Here is a 13,039-nt window from a genome sequence, read left to right on the forward strand (position 1 = left end):
CCAATAAATTATGCAATATACACGTGATCTTTCATGGAAATTTTAATACATCGGAATTTCAATCATTTTAACTAATTAGTTTCTGTAAGTTCGCCATTTCAATAGCTGAGATTGCTGCATCATAGCCTTTATTCCCTGATTTTGTTCCAGCTCGTTCCACTGCCTGTTCAATATTTTCGGTTGTGACAACACCAAAAATAACTGGTACATTTGTAGCAAGAGACACATTTGCTATGCCTTTTGCTGATTCGTTACAAACATAATCATAATGTGTTGTAGAGCCACGAATAACTGTACCTAAACCAATAATGGCATCATATTTTTTTGTTTCAGCTAATTGTTTTGCGATAAATGGAATTTCGAATGCACCTGGTACCCACGCAACATCAATTAACTCTTCGTCTACACCGTGACGCTTTAAGCCATCTAATGCGCCACTTAATAATTTACTTGTAATAAATTCATTGAATCGACCAACTACTACCGCTATTTTTAAATCATTGCCGATCAATTGTGCTTCAAATGTTTTTCCCATAATGAATTCTCCTCTTTTACACTGTAAGTGAATTTTTTCCTTGGATTTGTTGACGGCGATATGCTGCTAATGCATCAATCGATATCATTTTTAATTGGTGTTTTTTTGCATATTTAACTAAATCATCGAAGCGTAACATTTCACCATCATCCCCCATAATTTCACAAATTACGCCCGCTTGTATGCTTTGGCAAAGCTTCGCTAAATCGATAGTAGCCTCAGTATGTCCTCTGCGTTCTAACACACCATTTTCCTTTGCTATCAGGGGAAATACATGACCAGGTCTACGAAAATCAGTCGCTTGCGCTTGTGACGCTAGCATTTTCTGAATCGTCAATGCACGTTCATAGGCGCTAATACCTGTTTTTGTATCTATATAATCAATACTTACGGTAAATGCCGTTTGATGATTGTCTGTATTATTTACGACCATTGGAGGCAATGCTAATTGTTGTGCAAGCTGCTGTGAAATCGGCGTACAAATAAGCCCTCTTCCATATGTAGCCATAAAGTTTATCGTTTCTGGTGTCATAAACTCTGCAAGGGCAAGTAAATCCCCTTCATTTTCACGGTCTTCATCGTCCACGACAACAATCATTTTGCCTTGTTTTAAATCTGCAATTGCTTCTTCAATTGAATGTAGCAAAATTGCCACCTCCTAATAAACTTTCATTTATTGTCCGTTCTATACTTTCTAAACAGGCTAAAAGCCATGCTTTGCTAAGTAATCTTTCGTAATGGCCGATGTTTGCTGACCACGGTGGAGCTGATGCATAATGTATTTGCCAATCAAATCGGTTTCTATGTTGACTAATGCCCCAACATTTTTTATTCCTAGTACTGTTTCCTCGTATGTGTGCGGAATAAGAGATACGGTAACACTGTTTTTATCCACATAGAAGAGCGTTAAGCTTGTTCCATCAATTGTGATTGAACCTTTAGGAATACAATAGCTCGTTAATTGTTCTGACAGTGCTATATCGATGTAGACTGCATTGGCCATTGGACGTTTGCGTAAAATTTTCCCCACACCGTCAACATGACCTGAAACAAAATGACCGCCAAAACGCCCGTTTGCAGGCATCGCTCGCTCTAAATTTACAGCATTCCCAACGACCAGTTGCTGCAAATTTGTCGCTTTCACTGTTTCAGGCATTACGTCCATTGTTAATTCCTGCTCATTATATTGTGTGACTGTCAAACATACGCCATTAACAGCTATACTATCTCCTAGCTTCACATCAGATACTATCTTTGGCGAAGTAACAGTTATTTTCATACTTTGCCTATCGTTTTGCAAGGTTTTTACTGTACCAATATCCTCAATAATACCTGTAAACATTTTTCCACCAACTTTCCAATTTTTATTTCGACTTGTAATTGCCTAAACGAGCTAAACAAAAAACCCCTTTTTAACAAAGGGGTTTGGGAGTTCTAATAAATAAGACGTCACGAAATAAACCTAGTGGATATGATATTCTCCACAGGCTACCATCTCATTGTTCTTCTCCCATCCAGACTATAACTGTCGGTTTTGGATTTGCACCAAATCAGCTTGCGCTCACGGACTTTGAATTGCTTCATCACCGCCGATTGGGAATTTCACCCTACCCCGAAGAACAGATACTTATTAAATTGTTAACTAAATAAAAAACTCCCCAACGAAGTCGATGGGAAGTAGCAATCTATATAAGCGTAGCCAAATAGACCCTTTAAACTCATACGAATTTAAAAAGCTTATACGTTTACCCTTCTCCCATCCAGACTGTAACTGTCGGTTTTGGATTTGCACCAAATCAGCTTGCGCTCACGGACTTTGAATTACTTCATCACCGCCGATTGGGAATTTCACCCTACCCTGAAGGATATGTTTATTTAGTTACTTCATACGATAACATTATTTTAATACATTATCTACTTAAAATTTTTTAATGGCTATTTTGTGTAGTTTAATTGCCTTGGCACAATCCAAATGTGCAAATTAAAACAACCAGCCAACAATTGAGCGTATTAAGGAGCTAGTGACTTTTAGGATACTTTAAAATTAGTAACGTCGAATGGAATTTTGAAGGATTCATAAATAAATACACTCTTTTAGTAGAAGGTCGTACAGTGGCCTTCATCTTAACTAAAAGAGCGTATTCTCTTTTTACTAAATGTAATTAGAACGTTTAGGCAAGTACTTCTTTCAGAAACATCCCCGTATAGGAATCCAATACTTTTGCCACTTGCTCTGGCGTTCCTTCCGCTACAAGCTTTCCACCTGCGGCTCCTCCTTCAGGTCCAATATCGATAACCCAATCAGATTCACGGATTAATTCTAGACTATGCTCGACGACAATAACGGTATTGCCCGCACACACAAGTCTGTTTAATAAAGCATGCAGCAGTTTTATATCAGATGGATGAAGACCCGTCGTAGGTTCGTCCAATAAATAAAGCGTGTGGCTTTTGGATGCTTTACTTAATTCGTTTGCCAGCCTAATACGCTGTCCTTCACCGCCAGATAAAGTTTTGACCGATTGTCCCCATTGAAGATAACCCAACCCTACCTCACATAGCATTTCAATCATGCGAGAAATCTTTGTTTCCGATTTCAAAATTGGTAAGCTCTCCTCTACAGACATATTTAGCAAATCTGAAATGGAGTACCCTTCATATTTTACTTGCAACACTTCGTCAGTAAATCTTTTACCTTTGCAGTTTGTACATGTCACTTCTATATCTGCTAGGAAGTCCATATCTACTGATAATACACCTAAGCCTTGGCATGTTTCACATCGTCCACCCGGAGAGTTAAATGAGAAATGCTTTGAAGTTAATTCTCTCTCTTTTGCTTCTGGTAATCCTGCAAACAATTTGCGGAGGTGCGTAAAGACATCCGTATAGGTAGCGACATTAGAGCGCTGTACTCTTCCCATTGGCGATTGGTCAAAAATAACGATATTTTCGATATGTTCTAACCCACTAATTTCCTTACATCCAGTTTGGACAAGGTTTTTCGATTTTCCTTGCGCAAGAATGTCGAAAACAAGCGTGGATTTCCCCGAACCTGAAACGCCTGTTACTGACACGAGACAGCCCAATGGAATAGAAACAGTAGGGATGTCGACATTTCGAAGTTTTGCTTGTTGAATAGTGATATGTTGTCCATTTCCCTCCCTACGAACTCGAACAGGAGAAGGGGAACATTCTTCTACTAGATAAGCTCCAGTCACTGATTGCCCATTTGACATTAAATCATCCAGACTGCCTTCACCTACAACAGTACCACCATGTATTCCCGCACCAGGACCGATATCAATGATATGATCTGCAGCACGCATCATCTCAACATCATGCTCGATAACTAGTACAGTATTACCTAAATCACGTAATTCCTGAAGCACTCGAATGAGACCTGCTGTATCCTTTGCATGAAGACCAGTTGTCGGTTCATCCAAAATATACAGAACGCCAGTTAAAGCGGAACCAAGTATGGTAGCAAGTCGTAAACGTTGTGTTTCTCCTCCTGACAATGATACCGTCTTACGGTTTAATGAAAGGTACCCAAGTCCAACATCGATAAGCCGCTGAAGTGTTGTTAACATATCCTCGATAATAGGCACCAATAAATGATGACTTGCTTCAGGGAACGTCGTCTGCAAGCTATTCGTCCATTGCAATACATCTTCAAGTGACCACTCTGATACGTCCGAAATTGTTGCGTCCGCTACCTTAACTTGACGCACTTCTTTCTTTAAGCGTGCACCAAGGCAATCTGGGCAAAGTTGTTCATGAAAGAAACCTCCTTCTTTTTCTTTAGCTCCTGATTCTCCCTCTTTCTCCTTATAACGTCTCCATAAGCTCGGTATGACTCCTTCAAACTTTGTTCCTGCGGCCGGTTTACTATTTGGATAGTGACGTTTAAATTCCTCGCTCTCGACACCATAATATAATAAATCTCGCTGAACATCATCGTAATCTTTTAATGGTAGATTAGGGTCAAATTCAAAGCCATAATGCTTTCCTGCTGCCACTAAAATACGCATTTGAATGTCACGATGGACCCCCTTAAGGGATGCTACGCCTCCTTCGCGTAAGCTAAGCTCAGGATTAAAAACCATCGCCTCATTTATACTCGCCACATGACCAAGACCGCTACAAGTTTCACAAGCACCTTCTGGCTTGTTAAAAGAAAAATGTAACATACCTAACTTCGCTTGCTGTTCATGACAATTTGGACAACTAATGATTTGATTATCTGTTTCCTCATCTTCCTCTACGAACGCTTCAGTTGGTTCAAAAGAAGCAGGAATACTTACATGACATGAAGTACAAACTTGTTCACCAAATCTGGCAAAGATAAAACGGATATACTTATAAATTTCTGTTACTGTTCCTACCGTTGAACGTGGATTTCGATTCGTAACATGCTGCCCAACACTGATTGACGGTGACAGTCCTCGAATAAACTCAACCTTAGGCTTGCTAATCGCATTAGCCATCATTCCCATAGAATCTAAATACTGTCTCTGGCATTCCCGCTGAAGTGTATCCATAGCTAACGTTGATTTCCCTGAGCCAGACGGTCCAGTCAGCACTACTAGCTTATATTTAGGTATGGAAAGCGACACTTTCTTCAAATTATTTTCCCAAGCACCTTTAATAAAAATAGTCTCTTTCATCATTGTCCTCCTGAACATCGTACGACTTATTAGTATCATCAATAGCTTAAATTCTTACTATATTTTATTTAGTTTTCCCTGTTGTCTTTTTCAGCTGTAACAATCACTCGGGAGTTCCCCATCATGAAAACGAAAATGGCTGCAATAACAATAGGAATGAGCGCAAGAAGAAATACATGTGTAACAGAGTTAGACATAGCATTCACAATAATATCAAGAATGTTTGCAGGGATATTCTCGCGTACACTAGGTTCAAAAATTTCTCTCATATCGCCAACATCAAACATTGCAGAATTTGAGCCTTGCCCCATATTTTTAAAACCTTCCGTTAGCTTACTAGCAAATACATTGTTTTGAATTGTTCCAAAAATTGTAATCCCCATCGTCATACCTAGCGTACGCAGAAACGAATTGGTTGAATTCGCCGTACCCCGATAACGAGCATCTAAATTATGCTGTGAAGCGGTCGGTAGTAATGAGAAGGAGAAGCCCATGCCAAAGCCTACGAGAATCATATACAGCGTAAGAAGTATTCGAGCCGTATCTGGTGTAAGTGTACTTAGTAAAAACATACCTACAAAATAAGATATAACTGAAATAACCATTAAGTTTCGATAGCTTATTTTCGTTAAGAAAATACCACCAAAAGCACTTCCTGCCACGGACCCCAACATCATTGGCATCAGAATTAGCCCTGCATTCGTAGCGGAAGCACCATATACAGCCTGCACATAAATCGGTATATATACTGTTAAAATAATAAAAGTACCGCCATATAAGAAAGCTAACATTTGCGAAGAGGCAAATAAACGACGTTTAAATAAGAAGAAAGGAAGTATTGGTTCTTCTGCTTTCAGCTCTACAAAAAAGAACACAATAAAGAACACAGCAAAACTGATAAATAATGAAATTATCGGTGCTGAATTCCAATCGAACTGTTTACCTCCTAGCTCCAATGCAAACATAAGACTGATAACAGCCAATACAAGTGTCGCCGCTCCCCACCAATCGATTTTCTGCTTTGTAAGCATCGGAGATTCCTTGTAATTTTTTATAATTAACATTAATGAAACGATACCGATTGGCAGGTTAATATAAAAAACCCATTCCCAACCAAAATGGGCTGTAATATAAGCACCGAGAAGTGGTCCTACGACACTTGCGATACCGAATACAGCGCCGAGTAGCCCTACCATTTTCCCCCGTTTTTCTGGTGGAAAGATGTCAAATACAATTGTAAATGCGATTGGCATTAGCGCACCTGCACCAATCCCTTGAATCGCGCGAAAAATGCTAAGTTGCTCAATTGTATGAGCGAAACCGCAAAGAGCCGAACCAAGTAAAAACACACCTAGACCAAAAATAAAAAATCTTTTTCTTCCATACATATCGGATAACTTACCAAAAATAGGCATGCCAGCCATTGTTGTTACCATATAAGCAGAAGTAACCCAAACAAATTTATCCATGCCTCCAAGTTGCGATACGATTGTTCCCATTGCAGTCGCAACAATTGTATTGTCAATTGCTGACATAAAAATGGCAAGAAGTAAACCTGCCACAACCAACTTTGTATTACTATTACTTTTCGATGCTTCCATCTAGAAACCCCTTTACAAATTATTAATACCTTCGCTAGAATGAACACGTAAACAATTACACACCCATCAAATATCTTGACTATCTAATATCTCGACCGTCAAGATATTAATAGTCTAAAAGGAGGCTTATCTTTTGTCAAGCAATCAAGAAAATCAAATGACTGATCCACGTGAACATTTCACTTCACTTATGCGCGGGCTAGGTACTCGCACAATATTACACCAGCAAAATGTGGCTGCATCTCTTGGGCTATACAATAATGATTTTATTTCTTTGGATATTTTACGTGAAACCGGTCCCATTACTGCTGGAGAGCTTTCAAAAAAAACGGGCCTTGCTACAGGCAGCATTACGGCATTAGTTGACCGCCTTGAAAAAATCGGTTACGTGCGTAGAGAAAATGATCCTAATGATCGTCGCAGGGTCATTATAGTCCCAGAATATGAATCGAGAGAAGAAATCCGCCATACCTATGAGTCGCTTCACCAAGCCATGCTTCAACTAGCTTCATCTTACAAGCAAGAAGAGCTTGCTCTCATTTCACAGTTTTTACAAAACGCAAGTACAGTACTAGAAGAGCAAATACAACTTCTCAGCTCTTCTACACAAAGTAAATCTTCAACAAAATCTATACGCTAAAACAAAAACAGGACGTTATCCCGATTGTGAAATGATTGTGGTTATCGTCCTTTTTCTTTTCTAAATCCTCCTTCGGCAACCTCACTCCTTTTAAAAGAGACAGTGGCGGGACAACTTTATGTTATCTAGTATTCGCATAATGATGAATGTTTAATGTACGCCATTCCTATAACACGGACACATTTTTTGTATAGCTTGTCACTCCCCTCCCAGATTCATAACAGACAGACAACAACAATCATCTGAATGTTTTTACATATTCAGTACGATGACTAAAAATGATACCTGCAAAATTTAAAACTAAATATTCAATGGAAAGCACAGGCAAACCATCATAGACGGCATGCTCCTTTATCATAAAAGGAAACCTTAATTGGTAAAGAGCGTTACTTCCTACGTGACTACTTTTGACCAGCCTTGACATAGAAAAATAGGAATGTTATTGTGAGTCATTGTTCAACGCAGCTTCTGTACAACGGACACTTCACTTGCTACGAACATAGTCAAATTCCCCTCATTGGAGGTTTTTTTATTGTTTACTATTATTTCTAATAAAAAACGGATATTATTCTATATCCTATAAGTACTGTGCTTTGTGGCTTCCTTTTTATTTGTTTCTCACAATGAATCCTTTTATGAGCGGCCAATTGCAGAAGTGATAAAAACAGAGTTGGAAGATTCAACACCTGTATCGGATATGTATAGTAATGACGATCAGTTATTTACGCAGCAAATAACTGCATTAGTGAAAAATGGAGAGGACAAAGGACAACTTATATATTTTACAAATGAGTATTCTTCCTCTGGTGCTTTTGATCATGAATACAAGGTCGGAAACAAACTGTTCGTTTCCATAAAGGAAGACAATGCTCAAAAAGGGCAATTATCAGGTTCAATTTTAGACGTAAAACGCGATCAATACGTATTAATAGTTGCATGGATTTTTATATTCGCCTTATTAATTGTTGGTAAAAGACAGGGGCTATTTTCCATAGTTAGTTTGATTGTTAATGCACTTATATTATCATTTGCATTGGATTTATATGTAAAGCATGCTAACGTCAGCTTGTTGTTCGTTAGCGGTGTATGTGTTCTGCTATTTACTGTTGTTTCGTTGATACTCATAAATGGTTTAAATGAAAAAACCTACGCGGCAATGCTGGCAACACTTTTAGGAACTTTCATTTCATTACTTATTAGCTTTTTCGTATTGTGGATTACATCTGAAAATGGCCTTCGATACGAGGAAATGCAATTTCTAACGCGTCCTTATCGTATGGTTTTTATGGCTGGTTTATTTATTGGGGCGTTAGGAGCTGTAATGGATGTGTCAATTACCATGGCTTCTTCCATGTTTGCTTTATATGAACAAAATCCATCAATTTCTGATAAAGCATTAAAAGTTTCAGGGCTCGATATTGGAAAAGATGTGATGGGGACAATTACGAGTATTTTGTTTTTTGTGTATATATGTGGTTCCATTCCTATGCTTATTTTATATTTAAAAAATTCGTCTACGCTAGGGCTAACACTTTCCATGAATCTTTCATTAGAATTAGCTCGCGCTTTAGCAGGTGGTATTGGCGTTGTATTAACAATCCCCATCAGTCTTTATACTACTATTTTTTTCATTAAACGAAAGAGGGTAAATTGATATGAATGTATTAGTGTGGCTAGCAGCCATTTTATTTATATTAATGATCGTTATTGGTGGAAAAAAAGGGGTACGTTCTTTTCTTTCTCTATTTTTAAATTTTGGGGTGCTCTTTGTAACGATTTTTTTAATGACTAATCCTAAGAACAGCCCCATTGTTTTAACGTTTATTGCCTGCACAATCATTAGTTGGATTAGCCTATTTTACATTAATGAAAAGAACAGCAAAACAATCACCGCATTTATTTCGACGATGATTACGATTGTGATACTTCTCTTTTTTATTATGGTTGTCACTGGGAAGTCTATGATTCAAGGATTTGGAGAAGAATCTACAGAGGAAATTAGTATTTTTTCACTTTATATTGGTGTTAACTTTGTTCAAATTGGCGCTTCTGTAATTATTATGAGTACAATTGGAGCCATTTTAGACGTCGCCATTTCCATTGCTTCGTCCATGCATGAAATTTTTCACCACAACCCTCTCATTAGCAGAAAAAAATTATTCACATCAGGCTTAAGCATTGGGAAAGATATTTTAGGAACAGATACAAATACGCTATTTTTCGCTTTTTTTGGTGGATATTTAGGTCTTTTAATATGGTTTAAAGATTTAAACTACTCGATTGGCGAAATCATCAACTCTAAAGTGTTCAGCACTGAGCTCATCACCATTTTTTGTGCGGGAATTGGCATAGCTGCCATTATCCCCATCGCATCATCTGTTAATGCCTATTATTTAATTAAAACACGAGAAAAAGTAAGCGCACAAGAAAGTGCCAGTCACTCAAAGTGACTGGCACTATTTTTTTAAAAATTTTAATATCATTGTTTTATGCTACCAAGCATACACATCTAAATGAACAATCATTACGATAACAAATAATGTAAACCAAAGAGCACACTAACTAATGGTTTTGGACTAGTAAGTTCCCCCTCTTTGTATATTAATCTTTATGATATTTCTTTTCTGAAATCCAATAGTGCGAAATAGTTACGGTTAAAGAAATCCATATGAAAGTAATTAACATATTGCCGTATAAATGCGAATCGACTGAACCCGTTATTAATACCATCATTGCATGTTGACTCATGCCTGCAGGATTTAATAAATCAATTATTGGATGTAAGCCACTAATTATTTTAAAAATAAACAAGCAAACGATACTAATTAAAGCGATAACACCCTGTCCATTAAAAATAGTACTTACCATCGAAGTAAAAGAAATCATAAAAAGAACCCATAATTGATAAAAAACAATGGCTAGTATCATATCTAGAAATGAAATATTATTAAACAAAAAATTTACATAAACGTAAGATACAATATATCCAAATGTCACACTAATAGCTACAAATGAGAAATTAGAAAAAAGCTTTCCACCGATGTATGACCCTACTTTTACAGGTCTTGTTAGAATAAAATCAAGCATCCCATTTGCTTTATCTGACTGAATAATACCCATCATTGCAATCACTATAATCATAATCCCTAACTGATCGAATTGGGATCCAAGTGTTGCAGCCATTACTTGCGCTCCATCCTGCTGAAGCATCGAAGGATCAATCGTAATGCCTTGATTTCCCCCAAGTGCTGCTAAAATGGTTGGTAAATAATATGTGACTACTGGTTGTGTAGCCCCTAAAAACATAAAAGCAAGCGGTAACCATATCACTTTAAAATCACGAAACATTTGTACATATTCTTTTTTTGTTAAAACATATATAGGCGTCATACGCTCACCACCATTTTTAAAAAGATGTCCTCTAACGTCTCACTGCTTCCAACTTCGAATCGAACAATATCTAATTTGTTTTCCAAAGTGTCACGCATTAACATATCTTTATTTTCCTGCACATTTTCGAGCGTTACCTTCATTCTTTTTCCGTTTGCTTCTACATGTTTTACATACGGAAGTTTTTCAATTATTTGGACAGAAAGCATATTTTCCGATGCTATTTCAAGATGTACAACTTCTTCACTATTATGAGTTAATAATTTATCTATTGTCGTATCCATTATTTTCTCACCTTGTTTCATGATGACAAACCGTTCACAAATTTCTTCAGCATCGCCTAAAATATGCGTTGATAATAAAATAGTCGTTTCATGTTTAATTTCTTGAATTAAATTCAAAACCTCTCTCCTTCCTATTGGATCTAATGCCGATACAGGCTCATCCATAACAATAAAAGATGGTTTATGTAAAAGCGTTTGAGCAATGCCTAATCTCTGCTTCATTCCGCCAGAAAATGTTTGAACTTTCTCATTCTGTTCGTTTATTAATCCTACTTTTGTTAATATAGCAGGTACTTCCTCAATAAGTTTTTCTTTAGTTATACCTGATAACTGTCCCATAAAAAAGAGTGTCTCTTTGGCAGTCATCCAGTGGAAGAAATCAGGGTATTGAGGAAGATAGCCAACCTCTCTTTTCATGTTTGAAATTTTTTTCCCATCTAGCAGTACCTCGCCTTTATCCGCATATAAGATATCTGCAATAATTTTAATTAGCGTAGACTTTCCAGCACCGTTTGGGCCTATAAGTCCTACACATTGTCCAGTGTCAACTACCATAGAAAAGTTATGAACGGCTGTCTTTGTTTTAAAGTTTTTTGTTACACCTTTAATTTCTAACTTCATTAAGCTTCGCTCCTTTTCGTCCAATAGTGAAATATAAAATGGGTCCAATTGTATTGAAAAATATAATAACAATTGTCCACAAAAGAACATTTGCCCTTTCCTTCCGATGCCTATACAAATCAAATAGTGCAATTAGGATAAGAATGAGACCTACCACCATGAACGGTAATGCTATCTGTAATACTGCTAACCAATCTACATCTCCCAATTCATTTAATCCATAGTGAAGTTTCATGTAATTTTCTCCTCTCAACTCACATTATCATTACTGATAATGATAACAATAACACACAATTTTTGGAATTGCACCTGTTTATTGCTTTATTTTTATATACATTATCATTACTGATAATATCATCGGTACTGATAATACGATTTCACTGTGTATTTAGTGTTCTAAATTTTTAATACTTTCCATTCTTCTCAACTATGTATTTTTCAGCGCCATGACTACTTTCAGCAACTAGATGTTCTACAAAAATTACTTGTTATCTATTTCTTTTTTTCCGTATTCATGTCATCATGAACGAATGATTACACTTACATAAAACATACATCTAAATAACGATGTTAAATCTTAAAGGAGAATAGATACAATGAAACATATCATATTTGATTTTGATGGTACACTTGCAGATTCCACTGCTGTACTCGCCTCTGTATGGAACACCATTGCAAAGGAATACGATTTTAAAGAAGTACAACTAGAGGACATTGATTCACTAAAAAAAATATCAATTACCGAACGCAGTAAATTATTTAACTTTCCACTACACAAGCTACCAATTATACTCCCTCAATTTTATCGTTTATACCAACAGTCCATAAAAGATGTTCACCTTTTTCGGGGGATGAAAGATGTATTAAAGGCAATTGAAAACAAGGGTTATACAATCGCAATTATCTCTTCTAATTCGAAGGACAATATTTCAGAGTTTTTAAAGGTAAATGATATTAATCATGTTTCTGAAGTACTGTGCTCTAGCCGTATTTTTGGGAAAGATAAAGTGATTAAAAAATATATAAAAGAAACAAATATCAAAAAATCAGACGTGTTATATGTTGGAGATGAGCAGCGTGATATTGTTGCCTGTAAAAAAGTAGGAATTCCAATTATTTGGGTTGGTTGGGGATATGATGCAATTGAGGTTGTTCAATCAGAGAAGCCCGATTATAAAGTATTTTCTCCAGCAGAAATATTAACTATCATTTAAGCAATGAATACATTTCTCATGTCTTCGGGCTCGAAAAAAAAAGACACTTTCTTCAGTGTCTCAGAGTAAAACAGAAATACAGAGAAG

The 13,039-nt window shown here is 36.8% G+C and carries 11 protein-coding genes, 1 pseudogene and 2 riboswitches; of the genes and pseudogenes, 4 read left to right on the top strand and 8 right to left on the bottom strand.

What is annotated here, in order from left to right:
- Positions 1-67 precede the first annotated feature (67 nt).
- The 5 genes and pseudogenes from ribH to JNUCC52_RS05690 form a co-directional block, all read right to left on the bottom strand.
- Positions 68-535 (bottom strand): 6,7-dimethyl-8-ribityllumazine synthase, encoded by a 468-nt coding sequence (gene ribH, locus JNUCC52_RS05670; protein WP_173478521.1) that lies wholly within the window; start codon positions 533-535, stop codon positions 68-70.
- A gap of 52 nt (positions 536-587) precedes the next feature.
- Positions 588-1,181, bottom strand: a pseudogene (gene ribB / locus JNUCC52_RS05675) (3,4-dihydroxy-2-butanone-4-phosphate synthase); the annotation flags it as partial.
- A 57-nt stretch (positions 1,182-1,238) separates the two neighbouring features.
- On the bottom strand, positions 1,239-1,877 hold the full coding sequence (ribE, locus tag JNUCC52_RS05680; RefSeq protein WP_173478519.1) for a riboflavin synthase: 639 nt from the start codon (positions 1,875-1,877) through the stop codon (positions 1,239-1,241).
- A 156-nt stretch (positions 1,878-2,033) separates the two neighbouring features.
- Positions 2,034-2,159: riboswitch (FMN riboswitch) on the bottom strand.
- Between the two features lie 120 nt (positions 2,160-2,279).
- A riboswitch (FMN riboswitch) is annotated at positions 2,280-2,405 on the bottom strand.
- A gap of 301 nt (positions 2,406-2,706) precedes the next feature.
- Positions 2,707-5,202: an excinuclease ABC subunit UvrA gene (gene uvrA, locus JNUCC52_RS05685; protein ID WP_337982186.1), complete on the bottom strand. Its 2,496-nt coding sequence runs from the start codon at positions 5,200-5,202 to the stop codon at positions 2,707-2,709.
- Positions 5,203-5,270: 68 nt separating this feature from the next.
- On the bottom strand, positions 5,271-6,803 hold the full coding sequence (locus JNUCC52_RS05690) for an MDR family MFS transporter (protein WP_337981655.1): 1,533 nt from the start codon (positions 6,801-6,803) through the stop codon (positions 5,271-5,273).
- Positions 6,804-6,960: 157 nt separating this feature from the next.
- Here JNUCC52_RS05690 and JNUCC52_RS05695 point away from each other — a divergent pair, with 157 nt between their 5' ends.
- The 3 genes from JNUCC52_RS05695 to JNUCC52_RS05705 all read left to right on the top strand — a co-directional run bounded on the left by JNUCC52_RS05695 (position 6,961) and on the right by JNUCC52_RS05705 (position 9,893).
- Entirely contained in the window at positions 6,961-7,443 is a 483-nt protein-coding gene (locus JNUCC52_RS05695; RefSeq protein ID WP_337982187.1) for a MarR family winged helix-turn-helix transcriptional regulator, read from the top strand.
- Between the two features lie 586 nt (positions 7,444-8,029).
- The gene (locus tag JNUCC52_RS05700) at positions 8,030-9,097 is read left to right on the top strand and encodes a YibE/F family protein (protein WP_337982188.1); all 1,068 of its coding nucleotides are present in this window, start codon (positions 8,030-8,032) and stop codon (positions 9,095-9,097) included.
- A 1-nt stretch (position 9,098) separates the two neighbouring features.
- Positions 9,099-9,893, top strand: a complete 795-nt coding sequence (locus JNUCC52_RS05705) for a YibE/F family protein (RefSeq protein ID WP_337981656.1) — start codon at positions 9,099-9,101, stop codon at positions 9,891-9,893.
- A gap of 151 nt (positions 9,894-10,044) precedes the next feature.
- On the opposite strand, the gene JNUCC52_RS05710 is transcribed toward JNUCC52_RS05705, so the two are convergent.
- The 3 genes from JNUCC52_RS05710 to JNUCC52_RS05720 are packed head-to-tail and all read right to left on the bottom strand — an operon-like array spanning position 10,045 to position 11,973.
- Complete coding sequence (locus tag JNUCC52_RS05710; RefSeq protein ID WP_337981657.1) at positions 10,045-10,833, bottom strand: ABC transporter permease; 789 nt, start codon at positions 10,831-10,833, stop codon at positions 10,045-10,047.
- Positions 10,830-11,738 carry an ABC transporter ATP-binding protein gene (locus JNUCC52_RS05715; protein WP_173478515.1) on the bottom strand — a complete coding sequence of 303 codons (909 nt, stop codon included), beginning with the start codon at positions 11,736-11,738 and terminating at the stop codon, positions 10,830-10,832. Before JNUCC52_RS05715 ends, JNUCC52_RS05710 begins: the two co-directional genes overlap by 4 nt.
- On the bottom strand, positions 11,722-11,973 hold the full coding sequence (locus tag JNUCC52_RS05720; protein ID WP_337981658.1) for a PLD nuclease N-terminal domain-containing protein: 252 nt from the start codon (positions 11,971-11,973) through the stop codon (positions 11,722-11,724). The genes JNUCC52_RS05715 and JNUCC52_RS05720 overlap by 17 nt, the downstream gene beginning before the upstream one ends.
- A gap of 361 nt (positions 11,974-12,334) precedes the next feature.
- Here JNUCC52_RS05720 and JNUCC52_RS05725 point away from each other — a divergent pair, with 361 nt between their 5' ends.
- The gene (locus JNUCC52_RS05725; RefSeq protein ID WP_337981659.1) at positions 12,335-12,952 is read left to right on the top strand and encodes an HAD-IA family hydrolase; all 618 of its coding nucleotides are present in this window, start codon (positions 12,335-12,337) and stop codon (positions 12,950-12,952) included.
- Positions 12,953-13,039 lie beyond the last annotated feature (87 nt).

This window comes from Lysinibacillus sp. JNUCC-52, assembly GCF_015999545.1.
In the GTDB taxonomy this organism is placed as follows: domain Bacteria; phylum Bacillota; class Bacilli; order Bacillales_A; family Planococcaceae; genus Lysinibacillus.